Annotated in this window: 22 protein-coding genes; 15 read left to right on the top strand and 7 right to left on the bottom strand. The window is 70.1% G+C overall.

What is annotated here, in order from left to right:
* Nucleotides 1-12: 12 nt before the first annotated feature.
* From JI746_RS24590 to JI746_RS24580, 3 genes are all read left to right on the top strand, one after another.
* The gene (locus JI746_RS24590; protein ID WP_201692939.1) at nt 13-294 is read left to right on the top strand and encodes a hypothetical protein; all 282 of its coding nucleotides are present in this window, start codon (nt 13-15) and stop codon (nt 292-294) included.
* Nucleotides 295-418: 124 nt separating this feature from the next.
* Complete coding sequence (locus JI746_RS24585) at nt 419-1,789, top strand: dicarboxylate/amino acid:cation symporter (protein ID WP_201692938.1); 1,371 nt, start codon at nt 419-421, stop codon at nt 1,787-1,789.
* Between the two features lie 43 nt (nt 1,790-1,832).
* Nucleotides 1,833-2,477 carry a c(7)-type cytochrome triheme domain-containing protein gene (locus JI746_RS24580; RefSeq protein ID WP_201692937.1) on the top strand — a complete coding sequence of 215 codons (645 nt, stop codon included), beginning with the start codon at nt 1,833-1,835 and terminating at the stop codon, nt 2,475-2,477.
* Between the two features lie 183 nt (nt 2,478-2,660).
* Here JI746_RS24580 and JI746_RS24575 read toward each other — a convergent pair whose 3' ends face one another.
* Nucleotides 2,661-3,230: a hemerythrin domain-containing protein gene (locus JI746_RS24575; protein ID WP_201692936.1), complete on the bottom strand. Its 570-nt coding sequence runs from the start codon at nt 3,228-3,230 to the stop codon at nt 2,661-2,663.
* A 100-nt stretch (nt 3,231-3,330) separates the two neighbouring features.
* On the opposite strand from JI746_RS24575, the gene JI746_RS24570 reads away from it, so the two are divergent.
* From JI746_RS24570 to JI746_RS24550, 5 genes are read left to right on the top strand one after another with little or no spacing between them, the layout of a single operon-like run.
* Nucleotides 3,331-4,083, top strand: a complete 753-nt coding sequence (locus JI746_RS24570) for a metallophosphoesterase family protein (protein ID WP_201692935.1) — start codon at nt 3,331-3,333, stop codon at nt 4,081-4,083.
* The gene (locus JI746_RS24565) at nt 4,080-5,534 is read left to right on the top strand and encodes a serine/threonine protein kinase (protein WP_201692934.1); all 1,455 of its coding nucleotides are present in this window, start codon (nt 4,080-4,082) and stop codon (nt 5,532-5,534) included. Before JI746_RS24570 ends, JI746_RS24565 begins: the two co-directional genes overlap by 4 nt.
* A 59-nt stretch (nt 5,535-5,593) precedes the next feature.
* Entirely contained in the window at nt 5,594-6,406 is an 813-nt protein-coding gene (locus JI746_RS24560; RefSeq protein ID WP_201692933.1) for an enoyl-CoA hydratase, read from the top strand.
* A 1-nt stretch (nt 6,407) separates the two neighbouring features.
* Nucleotides 6,408-7,382 carry a quinone oxidoreductase family protein gene (locus tag JI746_RS24555; RefSeq protein WP_201692932.1) on the top strand — a complete coding sequence of 325 codons (975 nt, stop codon included), beginning with the start codon at nt 6,408-6,410 and terminating at the stop codon, nt 7,380-7,382.
* A complete protein-coding gene (locus tag JI746_RS24550) occupies nt 7,382-8,350 on the top strand; it encodes a Bug family tripartite tricarboxylate transporter substrate binding protein (RefSeq protein WP_201692931.1) in 969 nt (322 codons plus the stop codon). Before JI746_RS24555 ends, JI746_RS24550 begins: the two co-directional genes overlap by 1 nt.
* A 259-nt stretch (nt 8,351-8,609) precedes the next feature.
* Here JI746_RS24550 and JI746_RS24545 read toward each other — a convergent pair whose 3' ends face one another.
* Entirely contained in the window at nt 8,610-8,873 is a 264-nt protein-coding gene (locus tag JI746_RS24545) for a DUF4242 domain-containing protein (protein ID WP_201692930.1), read from the bottom strand.
* Nucleotides 8,874-8,946: 73 nt separating this feature from the next.
* Nucleotides 8,947-10,230 carry a cation:proton antiporter gene (locus tag JI746_RS24540; protein WP_201692929.1) on the bottom strand — a complete coding sequence of 428 codons (1,284 nt, stop codon included), beginning with the start codon at nt 10,228-10,230 and terminating at the stop codon, nt 8,947-8,949.
* A gap of 56 nt (nt 10,231-10,286) precedes the next feature.
* Between JI746_RS24540 and JI746_RS24535 the strand changes: the two genes are divergently transcribed.
* Nucleotides 10,287-10,922: an HAD family hydrolase gene (locus JI746_RS24535; protein ID WP_201692928.1), complete on the top strand. Its 636-nt coding sequence runs from the start codon at nt 10,287-10,289 to the stop codon at nt 10,920-10,922.
* Between the two features lie 81 nt (nt 10,923-11,003).
* Here JI746_RS24535 and JI746_RS24530 read toward each other — a convergent pair whose 3' ends face one another.
* On the bottom strand, nt 11,004-12,995 hold the full coding sequence (locus JI746_RS24530; protein ID WP_201692927.1) for an aconitase family protein: 1,992 nt from the start codon (nt 12,993-12,995) through the stop codon (nt 11,004-11,006).
* Nucleotides 12,992-13,900, bottom strand: a complete 909-nt coding sequence (locus JI746_RS24525) for a LysR family transcriptional regulator (protein ID WP_201692926.1) — start codon at nt 13,898-13,900, stop codon at nt 12,992-12,994. The genes JI746_RS24530 and JI746_RS24525 overlap by 4 nt, the downstream gene beginning before the upstream one ends.
* A gap of 75 nt (nt 13,901-13,975) precedes the next feature.
* Here JI746_RS24525 and JI746_RS24520 point away from each other — a divergent pair, with 75 nt between their 5' ends.
* From JI746_RS24520 to JI746_RS24505, 4 genes are all read left to right on the top strand, one after another.
* Nucleotides 13,976-14,932, top strand: coding sequence for a hydroxymethylglutaryl-CoA lyase (locus JI746_RS24520; RefSeq protein ID WP_201692925.1), 957 nt, complete (start codon nt 13,976-13,978; stop codon nt 14,930-14,932).
* Nucleotides 14,925-16,130 carry a CaiB/BaiF CoA transferase family protein gene (locus JI746_RS24515; protein ID WP_201692924.1) on the top strand — a complete coding sequence of 402 codons (1,206 nt, stop codon included), beginning with the start codon at nt 14,925-14,927 and terminating at the stop codon, nt 16,128-16,130. The genes JI746_RS24520 and JI746_RS24515 overlap by 8 nt, the downstream gene beginning before the upstream one ends.
* Before the next feature lie 29 nt (nt 16,131-16,159).
* Nucleotides 16,160-17,149, top strand: coding sequence for a Bug family tripartite tricarboxylate transporter substrate binding protein (locus JI746_RS24510; protein ID WP_201692923.1), 990 nt, complete (start codon nt 16,160-16,162; stop codon nt 17,147-17,149).
* Between the two features lie 257 nt (nt 17,150-17,406).
* The gene (locus JI746_RS24505) at nt 17,407-17,598 is read left to right on the top strand and encodes a hypothetical protein (protein WP_201692922.1); all 192 of its coding nucleotides are present in this window, start codon (nt 17,407-17,409) and stop codon (nt 17,596-17,598) included.
* Between the two features lie 53 nt (nt 17,599-17,651).
* Here JI746_RS24505 and JI746_RS24500 read toward each other — a convergent pair whose 3' ends face one another.
* Together JI746_RS24500 and rocF are read right to left on the bottom strand one after the other, a co-directional pair.
* Nucleotides 17,652-20,819: a PAS domain-containing protein gene (locus JI746_RS24500; protein WP_201692921.1), complete on the bottom strand. Its 3,168-nt coding sequence runs from the start codon at nt 20,817-20,819 to the stop codon at nt 17,652-17,654.
* A 9-nt stretch (nt 20,820-20,828) separates the two neighbouring features.
* A complete protein-coding gene (gene rocF / locus JI746_RS24495) occupies nt 20,829-21,737 on the bottom strand; it encodes an arginase (protein WP_201692920.1) in 909 nt (302 codons plus the stop codon).
* Between the two features lie 143 nt (nt 21,738-21,880).
* Between rocF and JI746_RS24490 the strand changes: the two genes are divergently transcribed.
* The gene (locus JI746_RS24490) at nt 21,881-23,089 is read left to right on the top strand and encodes a zinc-dependent alcohol dehydrogenase (RefSeq protein WP_201692919.1); all 1,209 of its coding nucleotides are present in this window, start codon (nt 21,881-21,883) and stop codon (nt 23,087-23,089) included.
* 10 nt (nt 23,090-23,099) lie between these two features.
* Nucleotides 23,100-23,639, top strand: coding sequence for a hypothetical protein (locus JI746_RS24485; protein ID WP_330893070.1), 540 nt, complete (start codon nt 23,100-23,102; stop codon nt 23,637-23,639).
* The last annotated feature ends 226 nt before the right edge of the window (nt 23,640-23,865 follow it).

Genomic DNA, 23,865 nt, shown 5'->3' with positions numbered 1-23,865 from the left:
ATTGGAGGAGACATGGAAATCTGCAATGGAGACCTGTGCCTGGGCTCGTCCCGTCGCAAGTGCCCGGAGCCGGTGGGCTACCGCATCCGCAGCAACGCGCCGATCTGGGGCGCACTGTGGCCGAAACCGGGCGAACGCGAACTCGAGGTGGCCCACCGCTGCGTTGCCGTCTCGCTCGCGGCCAAGAGCCGCACCGAGCCCGGCGCCGCCATCCAGGTGATCCACGTCGACTCCGGCCAGGTCGTGTTCCAGAAGCCGACGGAGCCACCGCGGGAGCTGCCTGCGGCTGCGTGAGTTCAAGCGCCGTGCGGAGGCGGCAGCGGCTGAGTTGATGCAACTCAAGGTTGTGGGAACCCACAATATCAGGGATTTCCCGGGGTACCTAAAGTTCGCCATCTTCACGCAGCCAGGAACCACCATGCTCCCTTCCACCTTCGAAGCGAAAGCGCGCAAGCCGCTGTATCGCTCGCTGTATTTCCAGGTGATCTGCGCCGTCATCGCCGGCGTGCTCCTCGGGAATTTCTACCCCGCGCTGGGCACGGAGATGAAGCCCCTCGGTGACGGCTTCATCAAGCTGATCAAGATGATGATCGCCCCGATCATCTTCTGCACGGTGGTGATCGGCATCGCGGGCATGGAGGACATGAAGAAGGTCGGCAAGACCGGCGGCCTCGCGCTCCTGTACTTCGAGGTGGTCAGCACGATCGCGCTGATCATCGGCCTGGTGGTGGTGAACGTGCTGCAGCCGGGCGCCGGCATGAACGTGAACCCGGCCACGCTGGACACCAAGGGCATCGCCGCCTACACGGGCCCCGGCAAGATCGGCACCACGGTGGACTTCCTCCTGGGCGTGATCCCGACGACGGTGTTCGACGCCTTCGCCAAGGGCGAGATCCTGCAGGTGCTGCTGATCTCCGTGATGTTCGGCTTCGCGCTGCATCGCTTCGGAGGCCGCGGCACGCTGGTGTTCGACTTCATCGAGAAGACCTCGCACGTGCTGTTCACGATCATCGGCTTCATCATGAAGGTGGCCCCGATCGGCGCGTTCGGCGCGATGGCCTTCACGATCGGCAAGTACGGCGTCGGCTCGCTGTTCTCCCTCGGCAAGCTGATGGGTGCGTTCTACCTGACCTGCCTGCTGTTCGTGTTCGTGGTGCTGGGCACGATCGCTCGCCTGCACGGCTTCTCGGTCTGGAAGCTGGTCAAGTACATCAAGGAAGAACTCCTGATCGTGCTGGGCACGTCCTCTTCCGAGTCCGTGCTGCCGCGCATCATGGAGAAGATGGAGAACCTGGGCGCGAAGAAGAGCACCGTCGGCCTGGTGATCCCGACCGGCTACTCCTTCAACCTCGATGGCACCTCGATCTACCTGACGATGGCCGCCGTGTTCATCGCGCAGGCGACCGACACCCCGCTGTCGATCATGCAGCAGATCACGCTGCTGGCCGTGCTGCTGCTCACCTCCAAGGGCGCCGCCGGCATCACCGGCAGCGGCTTCATCGTGCTGGCGGCCACGCTCTCCGCGGTGGGCAACGTGCCGGTCGCGGGCCTGGCGCTGATCCTCGGCATCGACCGCTTCATGTCCGAAGCGCGCGCGCTGACCAACCTGGTCGGCAATGCGGTGGCCACGCTGGTGGTGGCGCGCTGGACGGGCGACCTCGACACGGAGCGGCTCGCGCAGCACCTGTCGCACCCGAGCGCGCTGGAAGTGGACGAGCCGGAAGTGGTGCTCGATGCCAAGACCGAACACATGCCCGGCACGACCCTGCCCGCGCCCGTGGCGAATTGACCTTCGGCAATCGCGGCCCGCACGGGCCGCACCAGAATCCTGCATGGCTCACGCCCTGCAGGATTTCGTCTTTCTGAAGCGCACGCGCGCGCTGGCCGCCGCTGCAGCGCTCGTGGCGGGCGCGCTGGCGATCGTCGGCGTCGCGGTGGCCCAGGACGGCCGTGCGCCACAGCAGGCGCAGGGCGGCCTGCCCGAGTGGCCGCAGGACCTGTTCGGCGCGCTGCCGGAGCCGCCCACCGACGCGCCGCCGGCGCCGGTGCTGGATCCTCGGAACCCCGACGCCGCGAAGCTGCAGCAGCCCAGGGATGCGTTCTCCGCGCTGCCGGCCGACGCGCGCGGCAAGCCGGACTGGGTGCGCGCGCTGCGCGAAGGCCTGATCCAGCCGCGGGCCTCGGTGCGGGGTGACCAGGAGCGCATGCAGCTGCTGGAGCTGGACGTCCTGATGAAGAACACGGCGCAGATGCCGTACGTGAAGTTCCCGCATGGCGCGCACACGCAGTGGCTGGCGTGCGCGAACTGCCATGACGGCCTGTTCGTGCCCAGGGCCGGCGCGAACCCGACCACCATGCCGAAGATCCTGGCCGGCGAATCCTGCGGCACCTGCCACGCCAAGGTGGCCTTCAGCGCGATGTTCACCTGCGAACGCTGCCACTCGGTCCCGCAGCCGGGGCAGCAGCAGTGGTGGTAGGCACCGGAAGCCGGGAACCGGGAACCGGGAACCGGAAATCGGAGACCTTGAACGCAGAAGCCGCAAAAGTACGCAAAGACCGCAAAAGGGATCCATTGAAGGAGGTCCCTTTTGCGGCTTTTGCGTAACTTTTGCGGCTTCTGCGTTCTGGCTGTCTGGTTGTCTGGTTGTCCGGCTTTCCCCCTACACGTACGCCCCCCGCAGCGGCGGGGCGTGGCGCAGGTGCAGGGCCACGTCGAGGGCGGCCAGGTGGTTGGCGTCGCGGGCCAGGATGGCGTCGGCCAGCGGCAGGAAGACTTCTTCCTCCAGCTGCGCATGTTCCAGGTAGATCTCCACCAGCTTCGCCACTTCGGCGCGGAAGTCCGGCACGCCGTGCACCTTGCCCTGCGCCGTCAGCGCGATCGCCGGGCGGATCCTGAGCCACATCTTCTCGATGCGGCGGTGGTCGGCCGCGAGGCGCCCCACCAGCTCCTGCACGCGATGGCCTTCGCGCAGGTCGGTGCAGCTTTTCTGGACGTGAACGAACAGCTCCTGCTCCTCGTCGGCATGGTGCTCGTGCACCACCTTGTCGAACAGCATCAGCGTGGCATTGGCGACCAGGCGCGCCCGCTCCAGCGCCTCCGCCAGCTCCGGCAGCTTCTCCATGGCGTGCAACCCGTCGATGATGTGCTCGTGCGAGCCGTGGAATTCGTTCACCGGGCCATGCAGTTCCGCGGCGGGAACGGTATCGGGGATCCTCTCTTGCGCTTCCATGCTGTACTCCTTACTGCTTGATTCCAGTCTGGGAGCGGGGGCCGGTGGGGAGCTTGACCTTCGTCAAGCAGGGGCTCTGCACCCGGCAGAATATGGCTCCATGAAGCTGGCCCTGCTGTCGGACCTGCATGCCAACCGGCGCGCCGTGCAGGCTTGCCTCGCGCACGCACACCGCAGCGGTGCCACGCACTACGCCTTCCTCGGCGACCTGGTGGGCTACGGGGCCGAGCCCGCGCAAGTGCTGGAGATGGTGATGGAGCTGGTCGCGCGCGGCGCCCTCGTGGTGCGCGGCAACCACGACGCCGCGGTGCGCGGCGAGAGCGCCACCGGCGGCACCGGCGAACAGCTCGCCGTCGGCTGGACGCGGGCCCAGCTCGATGCGGAGCACTTCCAGTTCCTCGCCAGCCTGCCGCTCACCGCCACCTTCGACGATGCCCTGCTGGTGCATGCCGATCCCTACAAGCCGGCGGCCTGGCAGTACCTCGACCGGCCCGCCCTGGTGCGGCGCGCGCTCGGCTCGGCGCAGCGCCAGTGGGGCGCCAGCAAGGTCTTCTGCGGGCACGTGCACCAGCAGCAGCTCTACTACCGCGCGGCCGACGGCCACCCGATGGCCTTCTCGCCGGTGCCGGACGTGCCGGTGCCGCTCGCCGCGCACCGCAACTGGCTGGCCATCGTCGGCTCCGTCGGGCAGCCGCGCGACGGCGACCCGCGCGCCATGTATGCCCTGTTTGAGCTGCCTCAGTCGCGCCTCTCGTTCCACCGCATAGCGTACGACCATCGGGCCGCCGCGGCCGCCATCCGCGCTGCCGGCCTGCCGGAAAGCTTTGCCATGCGACTGGAGCTCGGACGATGAGACTGCAAGAGGGATCGCTGATCGACGGCTTCGTGATCGGCCCGCGCGTGCACGCCGGCGCGATGGCCGAGATCTACCGCGTGCGCTACGACGGCGGCCGCCCCGATCCCGGCTTTCCGATGATGATGAAGCTGCCGCGCATGGGCGGCGGCGAGGGCGCCGAGAACCTGGTCGGCTTCGAGGTGGAGCACCAGATGCTGCAGGCGGTGCACGGCCCGCACGTGCCGCGCTTCGTCGCCGCCGGCGACATGCACCGGCTGCCCTACCTGGTGATCGAATACATCGAGGGCCGCACGCTGCAGGAGATGCTCGACGCGCTGTCGCCGCTGCAGCCGCGCCCCGCGGCCGTCGACATCGCGCGCTGGGGTCGCGCCATCGCGCTGGCCGCCCACAGCCTGCACCGGCAGAACGCGGTGCACCTGGACCTGAAACCCGCCAACGTGATCTTCCGCCCCGACGGCACGTGCGTGCTGCTCGATTTCGGCCTGAGCTGGCACGCTCACTACCCCGACCTGCTGGCGGCCGACCTGCGGCCGGCCATCGGCTCGCCGGCGTGGATGGCGCCCGAGCAGGTGGTGGGCATGCGCGGGGACCCGCGCAGCGACGTCTTCGCCATCGGCGTGATGCTGTACGAGCTGGCCACCGGCGAACTGCCCTTCGGCGCACCGGCCACCACCGGCGGGCTGCGCCAGCGGCTGTGGATGGATCCGTCGCCGCCGCGCGCCCTCAACCCCGAGGTGCCGCCCTGGCTGCAGGAGATCATCCTGCACTGCCTGGAAAGCGCCGCCGCCAACCGTCCGCCCTCGGCCGCGCACCTGGCCTTCGACCTCGGCAACCCGCAGCAGGTGGAAGTCGGCGCGCGCGGCCTGCGCACGCGCCGCACCTCGTTCAGCAGCCAGTTCCGGCGCTGGATCCGCGCCGCCGGCATGCACTACGAGCCGAGTCCGCTGCCCACCGAGCGCATCGACGAAGTGCCGATCGTGATGGTCGCCGTGCCGCACCACGACACCACCGATGCCGTGCTCTACGGGCTGCGGCAGGCCACCCGCCGCTCGCTGGGGCTGCGGCCCGGTGCCCGGCTCGCCTGCGTGACCGTGGTCGATCCCGATCCACAGGTGGAGGAGGCGGCCGTGCACCGCTACCACAGCGAGCAGCTGCGCCAGTGGTGCCGCGGCATCGACCTGCATGGCCGCCAGGTGTCGTTCCACGTGCTGCTGTCGGACGACGTGGCCGGCGCGCTGCTGGCGTACGCGGCGTCCAACCACGTGACGCTGATCGTGATCGGCGCAGCCACCCACGGCCTCGCCCTGCGCCGCTGGATCCCGACCATCCCCGCACGCGTGGCGGCAGAAGCGCCGTGCAGCGTGCTGCTGGTCAAGGACGCGCCACCGTTCGCGCTGCTGCGCGAGGCTGCTGCGGCCGAGGAAGAACAGGCTGCCGTGCTCGGGTAAGACCCGAAGGCCCCGCCCGCGCCCCTTGGGATACTGCGCGCTCCAGATCGGGAGCACGCATGACAGGACAACGGGCGTACCAGTCGCCTACCGAACGCGTGCAGGCCTGGGCCGACGGGTCCACCCTGCACATCCGCTTCAACAATCCCACTCGCCACAACGCCCTCTCGGTCGACATGTGGCAGGCCGTGCCGTCGCTGCTGCGGCAGGCCGAAGGCGACGAAGCCATCCGGCTGGTGGTGTTCTCCGGCGCCGGCGAGAAGTCCTTCGTCTCCGGGGCGGACATCTCGCAGTTCGAGGACATGCGTGCCGCGCGCGAAGCGGTCAAGCAGTACGAGGCCCTGGCGGAAGAAGCGCTGATGGCGATCTACCTGTGCGCCAAGCCGACGCTCGCCTGCATCCGCGGCTACTGCATTGGCGGTGGCGTCAACGTCGCGATCAGCTGCGACCTGCGCATCGCGAGCGACGACTCCAGCTTCGCCATTCCCGCCGCGCGCCTGGGCCTGGGCTATCGCCTGTCCGCATTGAAGAACCTGGTGGACCTGGTCGGCGTCGGCGTCGCCAAGGACCTGTTCTTCACCGCCCGCCGCATCGATGCCGCCGAGGCGAAGTCGGTCGGACTGATCACCCGCGTCTGCCCGGGCGCGAACCTGGACGCCCTGCTCAAGGAGTACACCGATGCGATGGCGCAGAACGCGCCGCTGACGGTGCATGCCGGCAAGCGGATCATGCAGGAGATCCTCAAGCCCGACGCCGACCTCGACCGCGACCTGTGCCAGCAGTTGATCCGCCAGTGCTTCGACAGCGAGGACTACGCCGAAGGACGGCGCGCCTTCATGGAAAAGCGCAAGCCGGCGTTCCGGGGGCATTGAGATGCGCGCATGGTGGCTGAGCGCCGATGACGGCGGCTTGCACACGCAACTGCGCGAGGCGCCGGTGCCCGAACCGGGCCCGCACCAGTTGCTGGTGCGCGTGCGCGCGGCGGGCCTGAACCGCGGCGAGTTCATCATCGGCGGCCTCACCAAGGCAGGCAGCGCCAAGCCGCTCGGCATCGAGGCCGCCGGCGAGGTCGTGCAGGCCGGCGCCGATGTCACCCGCTTCACCGTGGGCGACCGCGTGATGGGGCGCTTCCCCGGCGCGATGGCCGAGTACGTGCTGGCCAACGCGTCCGATGCGATGCCCGTGCCGCAGGGGCTGTCGTGGGAACAGGCCGGCGCCTTCCCCACCACCTCCATGACGGCGCACGACATGCTGGTGCTGCAGGGCGGCCTGAAGGCCGGCGGCTGGCTGCTGGTCACCGGCATCTCGTCGGGCGTGGGCGTGGCCTCGCTGCAGCTCGCCAAGGCGCTGGGCGCGAAGGTGATCGGCACCTCGCGGTCGCAGGACAAGCTCGCGCGGCTGCAGGCCCTGGGCCTCGACGTGGCGATCTGCACGCGCGGCGCCGACTTCCACGCCCAGGTGATGGATGCGACCGGCGGCGCGGGCGTGAACCTGGTCGTCAACAACGTCGGCGGCACGGTGTTCGCCGAGTGCGTGCGCTGCCTCGCCTTCGAAGGCCGGCTGGCGACCGTCGGCTACGTCGACGGCGTGCTGAAGGCGGAGATCGACCTGCAGGCGCTGCACGCCAAGCGCATGGTCCTGTTCGGCGTATCGCAGAAATTGACCAGCCCGGCGCAGAAGACCGAAGGCGTGCGGCGCTTTGCCGAAGAGATGCTGCCGCTGGTGGCGCAAGGCCGGCTGCAGCCGCTGGTGGATCGCGTGTTCCCGTTCGAGCAGCTGCCGGAGGCCCGGGCCTTGATGGAGGCGAATGCGCATGTCGGCAAGATCGTGATCACAGGAGGAACGTGATGAGCAGATTCCTGGCCGGCTGCGCGCTGGCCTTCGCCTTCTGCGGCAGCGTCGCCGCGCAGACCACACCGTGGCCGGAGCGGCCCGTGAAACTCGTCGTCGGCTTCACGCCCGGCGGCGCGGCCGACTACGTGGGGCGTGCGGTCGGCGACGCGCTGTCGCGCGCGCTCGGCCAGCCGATCGTCATCGACAACAAGCCGGGGGCGGGCTCCAGCATCGCGGCGGATTTCGTCGCCAAGGCGCCGCCGGACGGTTACACGCTGCTGATCGCCAGCCCGAGCGCGATCTCGGTCAATCCCGCCATCGATCCGAAGTGGGCGGCTTCTGTACAGAACCTGGTGCCGGTGGCGAAGCTCACGGCTTCGCCGCTGGTGGTGGCGGCCAATCCGCAGCTCGGGGTGAAGTCGATTCCGGAGCTGATCGAGTACGCCAGGAAGAACCCGGGCAAGGTGAACTTCGCGCATGCGGGCATGGGTTCGGCACCGCACCTGGGCGGCGTGCTGTTCAACCAGCTCACGGGCGTCAACCTCACGCCGATCCCGTTCAAGGGCGGCGCGCCCTCGGTGCAGTCGGTGATCGCGGGGGATACGCAGGTCACCTTCGCCACGCCGCCTTCGGTGCTGCCGCAGATCAAGGGCGGCCGGCTGGTGGGCCTGGGCGTGACGACGACCGAACGCTTTGCGCTGATCCCGGATCTTCCCGGCATGAAGGAAGCGGGCCTGCCGGCCTACAAGATCGATTTCTGGTACGGCTTCTTCGTGCCGGCCGGCACGCCGCCGGAGATCGTGAAGAAGCTGTTCGACGCCACGCAGGTCGCGCTGCAGAAGCCGGAAGTGAAGGCCGCGCTGGCGCGCGAAGGCACGGACGTCTCCGCCTCGAGCTCGGTGGCGGATTTCGCCGCCTTCATCAAGGAAGAAAACCGCTTCTGGGCCAAGCTGGCCAAGGACTCGGGGGCGAAGGCGGACTGACCGTCATTCCCGCGAAGGCGGACACAACCGTTATTCCCGCGAAGGCGGTTTGTCCGTCATTCCCGCGAAGGCGGGAGTCCAGGGCTCCCGATGCACGAGTGCCGCTACGCGGCCCCCTCTGGGTCCCCGCCTGCGCGGGGATGACGCTATCGCGCTCGCATCCGCCCGTCATTCCCGCGCAGGCGGTTTGTCCGTCATTCCCGCGAAGGCGGGAATCCAGGGCTTCCGATGCACGCGTGCCGCGACGCCACCGCCAATCTCACGGCGTCAGATCCAGCGCCACGCTCACATGGTTGAACGGGATCTCGGCCTTCTCGTTCAGCGCCTTCACCGCCTCGCAACCCTCGCTCTCGAACAGGCACAGGCACTGCCCGCTCTCCGGCACGAAGGTGGAGCGGATGTAGCGGATCGGCGTGCCGGCGGCCGTCATCTCCTGCGCGGTGGCGATGGCGCGCTGCTGCGCTGCGGCCAGCTGGTCCATCGGGATGCCCTTGAGCGACCGCTCGACCATGAAGACTTCCATGACGCTCTCCTTCGAGGTGATGTGGGTGGGTGGAGCGCCAGTGTGGCGACAGCCCGCGCCAACCGCAAGAGCCTCAGGCACGGGTTTGCACCGACGCCGCCGCTGCCGCCGGGGCCGGCGCGCGCACGCCCAGCCGCCGCAGGTACCACCCCAGCGTCGGCGCCTGCACCAGCAGGCTGAAAAGCACCACGGCATAGGTCCCCAGCACCAGCGTGTCGCGGCCCTCGAAGGCCGGCAGCGACAGCGCCATGGCGACCGAGATGCCGCCGCGCAGGCCGGCCCACGTCAGCACCTTCACGCCGTGCGGCGACCGGTTCCGCAGCCACCGACCGAGCACCACCGCCGGCAGACCCACGCTCAGGAAGCGGGCGGCCAGCACCACCGGCACCAGCAGGATGGCGGCGAGATACGACACCTGCTGGCCGGCGAACGCCAGCAACTGCAGCCCCACCATCCCGAACAGGACCAGGTTCAGCACCTCGTCGATCAGGTCCCAGAACGAGAACAGGTGCTGGCGCGTCGTCTCGCTCATCGCGTGCTTCGCGCCGTGGTTGCCGATCACGAGTCCGACCACCACCACGGTGATCGGCGCCGACACGTGCAGGTGCTCGGCCAGGCTGTAGCCCGCGGTGGCCAGCGCCAGCGTGATGATGATCTCCACCGCATAGCTGTCGACGCCGCGCAGCATCAGGAACGCGCCGTAGCCCAGCACCAGCCCCAGCAGCACCGCGCCCGCGATCTCCTCCACCAGCAGCAGTGCGATCGAAGCGGCGGTGGGCTCCTGGCTGCCGGTCGCGATCCCCAGCATCACCAGGAAGGCGACCACGCCCGTGCCGTCGTTGAACAGGCTCTCGCCGGCGATCTCGACCTCAAGCGTCCGTGGCACGCCCACCGTCTTCAGCACGCCCAGCACCGCGATCGGGTCGGTCGGCGAAATCAGCGCACCGAACAGAAGGCAGTATTTCAGCGGCACGTCCAGGCCGATCGCGCGCAGCACCCACCACGCGCCGTAGCCCACCAGCAGCATGGACAGCACGACGCCCACCGTGGACAGCACCAGCACCGGCAGCTTCATGCGCGCCAGCTCCGCGATGTTCAGGTGCAGGCTGCCGGCGAAGAGCAGCACGCTGAGCAATCCGTGCAGCACCAGTTCGGGAAAGTCGAAGCGGCCGGCGAGCTCGCGCGCCCAGGCAGTGGCCCCGGGAATCGCGTTGCCGGCCAGCACCAGCAGCAGGGACACGAGCAGGCCCATGGCCGTGATGCCGATGGTGTCGGGCAGGCGCACGACACGGTAGTTCACGTAGCCGAGCACGGCCACGGCCGTGAGCAGCGCTCCGAGCAGGTCGAGGAAGGACATGGCTGGCGCGCGCTACCTTAGCCCAAAGCGGTCACGGCCGGGGACAATCGCAGGCCATGAAAGATCCGCAATCGCCCGTCCGCGCCGTGCTCTTCGACCTCGGCGGCGTGGTGCTGGACGTCGACTTCGCCCGGCCGCTCACCGTGTGGCAGCCGCACTCGCGCCTGTCGCCCGAGGAGCTGCGCGCCGCCTTCCGCCAGGACGACCCCTACCTGCGCCACGAGACCGGCGCGCTGTCAGCCGACGGTTTTCTTTCGCACCTGCGCGACGTGCTGGCGCTGGACTGCGACGCCGACATCGTGCGCGCCGGCTTCAATGCCATGCTGGTGGCGGAGATCGAGGAGACGGTGCGCCTGCTCGAGGCGATCCGCGCCGACGTGCCCTGCTACGCCATCAGCAATACGAACCCCGTGCACGTGGCCGAGATCGAGCGCGCCTTCCCGACCCTGCTGCCGCGCTTCGCGCGCGTGTTCGTCTCGCACGAGATCGGCCAGCGCAAGCCGGACGCAGCGGCGTTCCGCCACGTGCTCGACGCGATCGGCGTGGCGGCGCCCGAGGCGCTGCTGTTCGACGACCTGCTGCCGAACATCGAAGCGGCCCGCGCGATCGGCATGCAGGCGGTGCAGGTGGGTGGGCCGGAAGATGTGCGGCGGGGGCTGGAGGAGCGCGGGTTGCTGGAGCGGCCTGCGTAGGCTGGCGGTGAGCCGCGAAGCGCGAACCCCAGCGCTTCGCGCAACGCTGGGGTTCCGGCGCTGACGCGCGTCACCGCCAGCCTACGAATCCGCCGCTGCAAGCCGCCGCTGCAACGCCGCCCACGACACCAACTCCCCCGCCAGCGCGCTCGCCATCACCGTCGCCGGGCTCGCCAGCCACACCTGCCCCGGGCCCGACCGCCCCGGGAAATTGCGGTTGATGGCGCTCACCGTCACCTGCCCGGCCTCGGTCGAGGATCCCGGCCCGCAATTCGCGCACGCCCCGCACGAAGGCTGCAGCATCCGCGCGCCCGCCGCCGCGAAGACGCGGTCATAGCCACGCGCGACGCAGTAGTCGCGCACCGCCGTCGTGCCGTACTGCAGGAACAGCTGCACCTGCGGCGGCACGGTGAGCCCCCGCGCCAGGCCCCAGGCCAGCACCGCGTGGTACTGGTCGAAATCCTCCCGCTTGCCGGCGGTGCAGGAGCCGCCATAGGCGATGTCGACCGGCACCCGCTCGCGCAACTGGTCCAGCGGGAGCCCGTTGCCGGGGTCGCCGGGCCGCGCGACCATCGGCGACAGCGCGCTGCAGTCGACGCGGAGCGTGTCGCTGTACGTCGCGCCGGGATCGCTGCGCATCCACGCTTCGAGCGTGAAGTCGACACCGCGGCGCTCCTTCAGGAATCGCAGCGTTTCGGCATCGGGTTCGACGATGCCGGTCAGTCCGCCGAGTTCCGCCGTCATGTTGGTGAGCGTCGCGCGTTCGTCGGTGGCCAAGGCCGCGAGCGCGGAGCCGCCGAACTCGAACACCTTGCCCACGCCCGCGCCGGCGCGGATCGCCGGCAGCTGCAGCAGGTGCAGCGCCACGTCCTTGGCCGCCACACCCGGCGGCAGCGCGCCTTGCAGCTCGATGCGCAGCACCTGCGGCATCGTCAGCCGCACCGCGCCGGTCACGAAGGCATTGGCCATGTCCGTCGTGCCGACGCCGAAGGCCACGCAGCCGAGCGCGCCGCTGTGCGGCGTGTGCGAATCGGTGCCGGCCACCAGCTGGCCGGGCAATGCATAGTGCTCCGCCATCATCGCGTGCGAGATGCCGGCGACGTTGCTGCCGTCGTCGGCGCGCGCCTCGTCCTCCGTCAGCGTGCGGTGGCTGCGCAGGCCGTAGGCGGAAGCGAAATCGCGCTGCGCCTGCCGCATGGCATGCATGTTGGGCAGCAGCGGCGAGCCGGCATGGGCGGGGCTTTCCTCCACGTACGAGGTGTGGTCCTCGAACACCAGGATGGACGCCTGGCCGTGCAGCGCGAGCGGCGTGCCCAGGGTCTCGTGCAGCATGTGCGCCGCCATGCCGGTGTAGTACTCGTGGATGAAGCGCCAGTCCGCCCGCACGAAGCAACCTTCGCCCGGTGCGGGTGCGTCCGGCGTCACCGGCGTGTGCAGCATGTGGCGCTGCACGATCTTCTCGAACAGGGTGAGCGGTCGCGTGGCCGGCGGCGCGGCCACCGGCCTGGCGGCGCGCAGGTGCTGCTGGCCGAAGCGCAGCAAGCCGCCGCTGCGCAGGATCGCCGCCGCCAGCGCATCGCGTCCGGCCACCAGTTCGTCGATGGTGATCGCCTCGCCGCGCTGCAGGCGCTCCACCAGGCCGAAGTCGGTGGACGTGAACAGGCCGATGTTGTCGGCGTTCTGGCGGTAGATGCGCTCGAAGCTCTGCGCGATCACGAGGCGGATGCCGGCCAGCTTCTCCGCCGCCGGGCTGTGCTCGCGCGAGGACCCCTTGCCGTAGCGCCGGCCCGCCACCGTCACCTGGAAGTCGCCCGCCTGCACGGCGCCCGCCGCGATGGGCTGCTGGCCGTCCGCGCTGGTGAAGCCGGTGTAGGGAAAGCGCGCCAGCCTGGCGTCGTAGTGCGACAGGATGCGCACCGGGCTGATCTCGTCGGTGGAGATGTCGTCGCGCAGCGTGCCCGCTTCGGCGCGCGTGAGCCGGCGGCCGGCGAGTTGCGCGCGAACCGCATCGGCATCGCAGGCGAGGAACAGCAGGCGCGGCTGCGCGCCGAGGTCGAGGACTTCTGGATTCATGGTGCGGGGGCGAGCGACGCCAGGTGCGCGAGCAGCAGCTGCGCCGCCGGCGCGAGCGCCGCGGCGTCGCGGAAACAGAGGATGAAACGCCGCTGCGCCCACGGCTCGTCGAGCGGCAGCAGCACCAGGCCCGGCGGCGGCGTGGCGCCCGCCTCGGCCACTTCGCGCGGCAGGATGCTGATGGCCAGCCCGGCGCGCACGACGCGCATGGCGGCTTCGAAATTGGTGACGACCACGCGGTGGTTCACGCTGCGACCGAGCGCCGCGGCGCGCCGCTGCAGCATCAGCTGCGCCGCGCTGTTCACGGGCAGGCTCACGTGCTCGTACGGCAAGGTGTCGGCGAAGCGCAGCTTGCGCCGCGTGGCGAGCGCGTGGCCCTCGGGCACCGCGACGCACAGCGTGTCGGTGCGATAGGGCCGCGACTGCAGCGCGCCGACGTCGGCGGCGTCCCAGCAGACGCCCAGCGAGGCGTGGCCTTCGCGCACGCCGCGCACGATCTCGGGGCTGACGCGCTCCTCCAGGTCCACCTTGATCGCGCGGTGCTGCGGCTGGCGCAGGAAGGCGGCGACGTCATCGGCCAGCGACTCGGTCATCGCCGAGACCGAGGCAAGGATGCGGACCTGGCCACGGCCCCCGGCCACGTAGGCCTCCATGTCGCGCTCGATGCGGGCGGCGCCATCGAGCATGCCGCGCGCGTGTTCCAGCAGCGTCTGCCCGGCCGGCGTCGGCACCACGCCATGGCGCTTGCGCACCAGCAGCGGCGTGCCGAGCTGGTCTTCCAGCTGGGCCAGGCGCTTGCTGATGGCGGAGCCGACGATGCTCGCCTTCTCGCCGGCGCGCGCGATGTTGCCCGTCTCGCAGACGGAGACGAACAGGCGCAGCGTGGTCAGGTCGAGGTCGCGCAAGGTTTGCCCGATCGGAACTTCACCGTTCCGAAATAGAGATCAAAGGCCAATACGGAAATTCTAAACTCGCTTCCGATGCAAACCCGTTCCTTCACCGAAACCCTGCCGCGCCGCGTGGTCGTGCGCGAGGTGGGCCTGCGCGACGGCCTCCAGAGCGTCGCGACCCTCGTGCCCACCGCGGCCAAGCTCGAATGGATCCGTGCGGCGTACGAAGCCGGCCAGCGCGAGATCGAGGTCGGCTCCTTCGTGCCGGCCCGGCTGCTGCCGCAACTGGCCGACACCGCCGAAGTGCTGGCCTTCGCGCAGACCCTGCCCGGGCTGCGCGCCAGCGTCCTGGTGCCGAACCTGAAAGGCGCCGAGCGGGCGCTGGAGGCCAAGGCGGAAATGATGCTGCTGCCGCTGTCGGCCAGCCACGCGCACAGCCTGGCCAACCTGCGCAAGGCGCCCGACGACGTGGTGGCCGAGATCGGCCGCATCCGCGCGGAGCGGGATGCGCGCGGCGCCCGCACGCAGATCGAGGTCGGCATCAGCACCGCCTTCGGCTGCACGCTGCAGGGCCGCGTCGAACCCGAGGAAGTGGTGCGCCTGGTGCAGGCCGTGCTGGACACCGGTGTGGATGCGGTGAGCCTCGCCGACACCGTGGGCTACGCCGATCCCGCCATGGTCTCGCGGCTGTTCGAGCGGGTGCTGCGCGTGGCCGGCGACAAGCTGGTCTGCGGCCACTTCCACGACACCCGCGGCCTGGGCCTCGCCAACGTGTTCGCCGCGCTGCAACTGGGCATCGCCCGCTTCGACGCCTGCACCGCCGGCATCGGCGGCTGCCCGCACGCGCCGGGCGCCAGCGGCAACGTGGCCACGGAGGACCTCACGTACATGCTGCACAGCATGGGCATCGCAACCGGCCTGGACTTCGAAAAGCTGCTCGCGCTGCGCGCGCGCGTCGCGCAATGGCTCGCCGGCGAGCCGACCCACGGCACGATCTGGAAGACCGGCCTTCCGAAGACCTTCGCGAAGGAGGCCGCGCATGCCTGACACGAACCCGTCCACCCCGCAGCCGCTGGCCGGCCTGCGCGTCGTCGAATTCACCCACATGGTCATGGGGCCCACCTGCGGCATGGTGCTGGCCGACCTGGGCGCCGAGGTGATCAAGATCGAGCCGATCGATGGCGACCGCACGCGCCGCCTGCTGGGCGCGGGTTCCGGCTTCTTCCCCATGTTCAACCGCAACAAGAAGAGCATCGGCATCGACCTGCACCAGCCCGAGGGCGCCGCGCTCGCGCGCAAGCTGTGCGCCTCGGCCGATGTGGTGGCGGAGAACTTCAAGCCCGGCACGATGGAGAAGTACGGGCTCGATTACGCGTCGCTCAGCGCCGCCAACCCGAAGCTGATCTACGCGACCTGCAAGGGCTTCCTGCCCGGCCCCTACGACCACCGCACCGCGCTGGACGAAGTGGTGCAGATGATGGGCGGCCTGGCCTACATGACCGGCCGGCCCGGCGATCCGCTGCGTGCGGGCACCAGCGTCAACGACATCATGGGCGGGCTGTTCGCCGCCATCGGCGTGCTGGGCGCGCTGATCCAGCGCGGCATCACCGGCCGCGGCATGGAAGTGCAATCGGCCCTGTACGAGAACAACGTCTTCCTCATGGGCCAGCACATGCTGCAGTACGCGGTGACCGGCAAGCCCGCCGCGCCGCTGCCCGCGCGCGACAACCCGTGGGCGGTGTACGACGTCTTCACCGTCAAGGACGGCGAGCAGATCTTCCTGGCCGCCGTGAGCGACGCCCAGTGGCTCAAGTTCTGCGACGTGCTGGGCTTCCCCGACCTGAAAGCGGAGCCCGGGTACGCGACCAACAACCAGCGCGTGCTGCAGCGCCCGCAATTGCTGGCCACGCTGCGCGAGCGCCTGCGCGAACGCAGCGCCGCCGAGCTTGCCGCGCGGATGGAGCAGGCGGGCCTGCCCTTCGCGCCGATCCGCCGGCCCGAAGACCTGTACGATGACGAGCACTTGCTGGCCACCGGCGGCTTGGCCGACGTGAGGTTGCCCGATGGCGCCCGGGCCGGCGAGACCGTCAAGACCACCCTGCTGCCCTTCACCCTGGGCGGGGAACGCCTGGGCGTGCGGCTCGATCCGCCCGCGCTCGGTGCCCACAGCCAGGAACTGCTTCGCTCCGTCGGCCTGGCCGACGCCGAGATCGAGGCGCTGAAGGCCAAGGCCGTGGTGGCCTGACGAGAGGCATTGCGATTCCAGGAGACACATTGAGCCATACCACTTCTTCCCTCATCACCCGCCGTCACGTCCTGGCCACGGGCGCGGCGCTGGCCGCAGCCGGCCTGCCGCTGGCCACCCTGGCCCAGTCCGGCACCGTGAAGTTCATCCTTCCCAACGCGACCGGCTCGGGCGTGGACGCGATCACCCGCGCCGCGGCACCCGCGCTGTCGAAGGCGCTGAACGCCAACGTCGTCGTGGACAACCAGCCGGGCGCCGGTGGCGTCCTCGGCCTGCAGGCGCTGGCGCGTTCGGCACCGGACGGCAACACGCTGTCGGTGGTGTCGAACAACGTCGTGATCTTCCCCAGCGTGCTGAAGTCGCTGCCCTTCGACATGCCCGGCGACTTCACGCCGATCGCCGTCGTCGGCGCCACGCCCATGGTGCTGGTGGCCAACCCGAACAAGGTTTCGGCGACCAACGCGCGCGAGTTCTTCGCGCTGCTGAAATCGAAGCCGGGTGAATTCAACTTCGGCTCCGGCGGCAACGGCACCATCCTGCACCTGGCCGGCGAGCTGGTGCTGGAGGCCGGTGGCGTGAAGGCCCGGCACATCCCGTACAAGGGGGTCGGCCCGATGGTGACGGACCTGATCGGTGGGCAGATCGACTTCGCCGTCGCCGCCCTGCCCAGCGTGCAGGGGCAGATCAAGGGCGGCGCCCTGCGCCCGATCGGCTTGCTGACCGCGCAGCGCACCCCCGCCGCGCCGGAGATTCCGACCTTCGCCGAGCAGGGCCTCGCCAACTTCGCGGTCGAAGCGTGGTTCGCGGTGATCGGGCCCAAGGGCATGAGCGCGGCCAACGTGAAGAAGGCCCACGATGCCGTCGTCGCCGCGTTCAGCGATCCGGCGGTGAAGGACGTGATGGCCAAGCAGGGCAACAGCATCCACGTCAGCACGCCGGAGCAGGCCCAGTCGGCCTTCCGCAGCGAACTGGCGAAGTACGCGGCGCTGGTGAAGAAGGTCGGACTCGAGCCGCAGTAAGGCGGCGCCCGCCTGCTGATCTCGTAGGCCGGCGGTGAGCCCGGAGGCGAACCCCAGCGCTCAGCGGACCGCTGGGGTTGCGCTGGCGCTCCACCACCAGCCTACGTCAACCCCCCACGCCGTGGGCGCCTCTTTCCTTTCCGGCCGCGGCGCAGGGATGACAGACTGCGCCAACATGCAGCGTCGGCGCACGTCCGGCGGGGGCCGGGAAGTTGTCCTACACGCAGCCGAGCCATTCACATCTAATGTGCGTCGGCATGATCCCGTCCCCAGACCTGCCCACCGACAAGGATGCGCCAGCCGTGCAAACGGCGCCCGTCGGCCGGCACGGGAATTCGGGCGAGGGCGCGGCGAGCGTGCTGCGCGCCCTGCGCGAGGGATCGGGCCAGCGGCTGCGGCCGTCGCGCAGCGAGGACGCCCCGGCCAGCGACGCCCCGGCCGACAAGTGAAGCCGCCCGGCGAGTGATCCACCCGCACGGGGCGCCTGCCCCGGTGCCGTCGTTCAGCCCCGCGCCTGCACCACCGCGGCGAACTCCTCGAAGGCGCGCTCCAGCTCCGCCAGCAGTTTCTCCAGTTCCTCCGTCGGCGCCCTGGCCGCGCGCTCCTCCAGCGCCGCGGCGATGGCCGCATAGCGCTCCGCCGACACCATGAGGCCGCCGCCCTTGGCGGAATGCGCCAGCAGGCCGAAGCCCTGCCGGTTGCCGGAAGACAGCAGCGCGCGCAGCCGCGCCAGCAGCGGCGGCGTCGCTTCCCGGAAGGTGCCGAGCGCGACCTGCTGCAGCTCGACGTCTCCGCCGAAGCGCGTGTCGAGGTCCCCGGGCGAGAACAGCGGCAGGTCGGACAGGCGCGAGGCCTGGCCGCTGGCCCAGCGCGCCAGCATGCCGCGCAGCAGGCGGATGTCGATCGGCTTGGTCAGGTAGTCGTTCATGCCGGCTTCGAGGCAGCGCTCGCGGTCGCCCTTGATCGCGTTGGCCGTCATCGCCACGATGGTCGCCGTGCAGCCGGCGGCGCGCAGCCGCCGCGTGGCCTCGTAGCCATCCATCTCCGGCATCTGGCAGTCCATCAGGATGATGTCGAAGGGCGCGGCGGTCGCCATTTCGTAGGCCTCGATGCCGTTGCTGGCCAGCCGCACGTCCCCGTAGCCCAGCTTGCGCAGCATGCCGAACGCGACCACCTGGTTGGTCGTGTTGTCCTCCGCGATCAGGATGCGCGTGTCGGAGGCCGGCGGCGGCAGGTCCTGCCAGACGGAGGCCGGCGCCGCATCCTGCGCCGCGTGCACCGGCAGCGTGACGACGAAGCGCGAGCCCTGGCCCGGCGCACTGCGCACGCGGACCGATCCACCCATGAGGTGCACCAGCTGCTGCACGATCGCCAGCCCGAGGCCGGTGCCGCCGAACTTGCGCGTGGTGGCCGAATCGGCCTGCATGAAACGGGTGAAGAGCTGCGGCTGCACCTCCGGCGGGATGCCGATGCCGGTGTCGGCCACCGCGAACTCCAGCAGGTAGGCGTCGGGCTCGGTGGTGGCGCGCAGGTCCAGCGAGATGGAGCCGGCGTTGGTGAACTTCAGCGCGTTCCCCAGCAGGTTGACCAGCACCTGGCGGATGCGCGTCGGGTCGCCCTGCACGAACTGCGGCACGCCCGGCTCCATGCGCACGCGCAGCAGCAGGCTCTTCTCGGTGGCACGCAGGCGGTACAGCGTCGCCACGTCGTCCACCAGCTCGTGCAGGTCGAAGGCGACGTTCTCGATCTCCATCTGGCCGGCCTCGATCTTGGAGAAGTCCAGGATGTCGTTGACCAGCGCCAGCAGCGAGTGCGCGCTGCGGTCGATCAGGTCGGCGTGCCGGCGCACCTCAGGCGACAGCGGCTCGTCCAGCAGCAGCTTGGTCATGCCGATGATGCCGTTCAGGGGCGTGCGGATCTCGTGGCTCATGGTCGCCAGGAACTGGCTCTTGGCGCGATTGGCCGCATCGGCCGCGTCGCGCGCCTCGCGCAGGTCGTGCTCGGCCTGCTTGCCGTGCGTGATGTCGCGGTTGGTGCCCACCATGCGCAGCGGCATGCCGTCGTGGCTGCGCTCGGCCACCCGGCCCTCGCTGTGGATCCACAGCAGCGTGCCGTCCACGCGCCGCACCCGGTGCTCCACGGCATAACGGGCCGACCGGCCGCCCAGCACCAGCTCCAGCCCCTGCTGGATGCGGGCGAGGTCCTCGCCGGGCACGAGGTCCAGCAGTTCCTGGGCGCTGCAGTGCGTCTCGCGCGGCGGGCCGCCCAGCATCGCGGACCAGGTCGCGGACAGGTAGATGCGCTCCGTCGGCACGTCGAGGTCCCACAGCGCCAGGCCCGATCCCTCCAGGGCCCGGTGCAGCCGCTCCTGGCTCAGCTCCAGCGCGGCGCGCGCGCGCTGGCCCTCGGTCACGTCCTGCAGCGCGCCCACCAGCACCGCGGGCCGGCCGTCGCGGTACTCGACCTGGCCGATCGAGCGGACCCAGATCTGCCGGTTGCGCGCCGTGCGCATCGGCAGCTGCACGTCCCAGGGTTCGCCGGTGGCGATCGCATGTTCCGCGGTGCTGCGGACCACCGCCTGGGCCTCCGGCGCGAAGTAGTGCAGGTGCTCGTCGCCGCGCGGCGCGTAGTCCGGCGGCAGTTCGTAGATGCGGCGCGTCTGCGACGTCCACAGCAGCTCGCGCGTCTGCAGGTCCATCCGCCAGCCGCCGACGCCGGCGATCTGTTCGGCCCGCGCCAGGAAATCGTTGGTCGATTCGAGCTGGTGGCGGGTCGCCACCTCGTCGCTCACATCCACCACCGAGCCCACGTAGCCGCCCGGGGAGCCGCCCGGCAGCGAGACGGCGCGGCCGCGGGCGCGCACGTGCCGCACCGCGCCGTCGGCGTGCAGCACGCGGAAGGTGTGGTCGAAGTTGCTGCCGTGCGTGGCCACGTCCTGCCACATCGCGAGCACGCCGGCGCGGTCGTCCGGGTGGATCGCGCGCAGCCAGCCTTCGCCCAGCGACTCCGCCAGCGTGAGGCCGAAGACCTGCTGCCAGTGCGGGTTGGTGTAGATGCAGTGGCCCTGCGCATCGGTATGGAAGATGCCGACCGGGCAGCTCTCCGACAGCTCGCGGAACAGCCGCTCGCTGGAGGACTGCAGCGTGCGGTGGGCGGCCTGCCGCAGCAGCAGCGCCTGCATGGTGGAGCGCGCCAGTTCTTCCAGCGCCGCGCGCTGCGCCGGCTGCAGCGGCGCCCGCTCGGCGTGGTCCAGCACGCACAGCGTGCCGACCACGTGCCCGTCAGGCGTCGTTAAGGGAGCGCCCGCGTAGAAGACGAAGTGTGGCGCGCCGTGCACGCAAGCCTTGGCCGCAGTGCGCGGATCCCTGCGTGCATCGCCGATCTCGACCAGCGCGCGCGCGGCGAGCACGGTGGTGCACAGCGCCTCGGCACGGGGGATTTCGGCCAGCGCTTCGAGGCCCACCTGCGCCTTGATCCACTGCCGATCGCGGTCGATCAGCGTGACCAGCGCCACGGGCGTGGCGCAGGCGGCGGCGGCGCTGCGCGCCAGGCTGTCCAGCAAGGCCTCGGCCGGCGTATCGAGGATGCCCAGGCGGTGCAGCGCCGCGAGGCGCGCGCCTTCGTCGGCATCGGCAGGAGACGCGGCAGTCGCGGGCTGGGCTGGATCCACCCAAGAACTCTACCGTGCCAGCGTCGATGCGCCAAACAGGCTGCGGATGAATTCCACCGCCAGTTCGGCGGTGCGGTTGCGCACGTCCAGCGCCGGATTGATCTCCACCACGTCGATCGATCCGATGCGGCCGGTGTCCGCGATCATCTCCATGCACAGCTGCATCTCGCGGTAGGTGGGGCCGCCGCGCACACCCGTTCCGACGCCGGGCGCTTCGATCGGATCGAGGCAGTCGAGGTCGAAGCTCACGTGGATGTGCGTGTTCTCGTCCACGTCCTGCAGCACCTCCGTCATGGTGTAGCGCATGCCGTGCTCGTCGATGTGGCGCATGTCGAAGACCTGCAGCCCGAGCTGGCGGATCGCCTGCTTCTCGTCGGCGTCGACGCTGCGGATGCCCACGAAGTCGATGCTGCCGGCATCCAGCGCGGCGCGCTCGCCGCTCCAGCCGACCAGGTCCGGCGGGCCATACCCCAGCAGGCACGCGACCGGCATGCCGTGGATGTTGCCGCTCGGACTGATCGCCTCGGTGTTGACGTCGGTGTGGGCATCGAGCCAGACCACGCGCAGGTTCTTCTGCTCCTGCCGGCACTGCCGCGCCACGGCACTGATCGAGCCGATCGCCAGGCAATGGTCGCCTCCCATCAGCAGCGGCACGTGGCCCATCGCCAGCGCGGTGGCCACGGCGTCGAACACGGCACGGTTCCACGCGGTGACTTCGGGCAGGTGGCGGATGCCATGCACCGGCAGCTGCCACGGGTTGGGCGGACCCGAGAGGTTGCCGCGGTCGATCACCTGGAAGCCGTGCGCGCGCAGCGCTTCGGCCAGGCCGGCGACGCGCAGCGCGTCCGGGCCCATGCCGGCGCCGCGCACGCTGGCGCCGACGTCGGTGGGCGCACCGATGAGGCTGACTGTGGTCATGGTGGGCGTGGGTTCAGCACGCATTGTGGGTGCAAGCACGCGCCAGCGGGGCCGCTTGCAACCGGATGCATCCGACGCCCCAATGGCCGCGTTCGAATCGGGAGAATGATTTGCTCCGACGAAGAACACCCAGGAGCAAACGAATGCTGGCGATGCAATACCGCGGGCCCTACCGCGTGCGGGCGACACAGAAACCCGAGCCCCGGATCGAACACCCCAACGATGCGATCGTGCGCGTGCTGCGCTCGTGCATCTGCGGCTCGGACCTGCACCTCTACCACGGACTCGTCCCCGACACGCGCGTGGGCCACACCTTCGGCCACGAATTCGTCGGCGTCGTCGAGCAGGTCGGCCCGTCGGTGCGCAGCCTGCAACCGGGCGACCACGTGCTGGTGCCCTTCAACATCTTCTGCGGCACCTGCTTCTTCTGCCAGAAGGAGCTCTATTCCAACTGCCACAACGTCAACCCCGAAGCCACGGCGGCGGGCGGCATCTACGGCTATTCGCACACCACCGGCGGCTACGACGGCGGCCAGGCCGACTTCGTGCGCGTGCCCATGGCCGACATCGGCCCGCTGAAGATCCCGGCCGACCTCACGCTCGACGACGCCGTGCTGCTGACGGACGCCTGCCCCACCGGCTACCAGGCCGCCGAGATGGGCGAGATCGCCGAGGGCGACACGGTGGTGGTGTTCGGCGCCGGGCCGGTGGGCCTGTTCGCGGCCAAGTCGGCCTGGCTCATGGGCGCGGGCCGCGTGATCGTCGTCGACCACGTCGAATACCGGCTCGAGTTCGCGCGCCAGTGGGTGCCCTGCGAAATCGTGAACCTCAAGGAAGTGCAGGACATGGCGGAGCACATCAAGGGCATGACCGACTGGCTCGGCGCCGACGTGTGCATCGACGCCGTGGGCGCCGAAGCGGTGGGCAACATGCTGCAGATGCTGTCGGGGCGCTACCTGAAGCTGCAGGCCGGCGCGGCCACGGTGCTGCACTGGGCGATCAACTCGGCGCGCAAGGGCGGCAACATCTCCATCGTCGGCGTGTACGGGCCGACCGGCAACATGGTCCCGATCGGCAACGTGCTGAACAAGGGGCTGACGGTGCGCGCCAACCAGGCCGCCGTGAAGCGCCACCTGCCGCGCCTGATCGAACACATCCAGGCCGGGCGCCTGAAGCCCAGCGAGATCATCACGCACCGCTTCCCGCTGGAGGATGTCTCCGATGCGTACCACATCTTCTCCAGCAAGCTGGACAACTGCATCAAGCCGGTGCTGATCCCGCCGGCCGCGCGCGAGTACGAGCGGCAGCTGCCGGCGCAGTCGCAGGTGCAGTCCCAGACGCAGATGCATTGAGGAGCCGGGCATGAGCAACCATCCGGAAGACATGACGGTCTACGTCGAGAAGACCTCGCCCGAAGCCCACCAGCGCAAGCCGCCGGAAGGCATCCCGGGCTGGGGCGCCGACCTCGATCCGCAGGCGCGGCCCGCGTTCCCGATGGAGCGCACGCCGCCGCGCTTCATCAACCGGCACTGGGACGACCTCGAGCACCAGGAGGCGACGGTGAAGGTGTTCCACTCCACCGAGCGCCCGGGGCTCACGCCGGTGTTCGGCACCGCGCAGCCGCCCTCGGGCATGTCGGGAATGATCCGTGCCGGCGCCTTCCGCTACAGCGAGAACGACCTGCGCCACTGGCTGATGCTGCTGTTCGCCGACCGCGTGAACGTGGTCGAGGGCATCATCGACGACCTGGCGCACGGCCACGTCCCCAACTTCTTCACCGAGATGGGCGGCCCGGCCGAGTGGCGCTACAACCGCAACGGCTTCCTGCGCAAGGCTGCCATCTTCGGCGGCGTGGCCGCCCTCCTCCTCTACGCCAACAGCCGGCGCAAGCGTCGTCGCTGAGGATGCGCATGGGCGCGCCGCAGGAGCCGGTGGGCTGAACAAGCCGTCATTCCCGCGAAGGCGGGAACCCAGGGCTCCCGATGCCACGCGCTGCGCGCGTGTTCTGGGTCCCGGTGGTCTCAACCGGTCAATGCAACATGATTCATGTTGTGAAAGGCCGGAATGACATCGAGAAAAGATCGAGGGCTGGAGCCCGAGCAGAACGCCGAGATGTGGCGTCGCTGGA

The sequence above is a fragment of the Ramlibacter alkalitolerans genome, from assembly GCF_016722765.1.
GTDB lineage: Bacteria > Pseudomonadota > Gammaproteobacteria > Burkholderiales > Burkholderiaceae_C > Ramlibacter > Ramlibacter alkalitolerans.
Note: the sequence above shows the minus strand (reverse complement) of the source record. Positions and strands in the feature narration are given on the sequence as shown.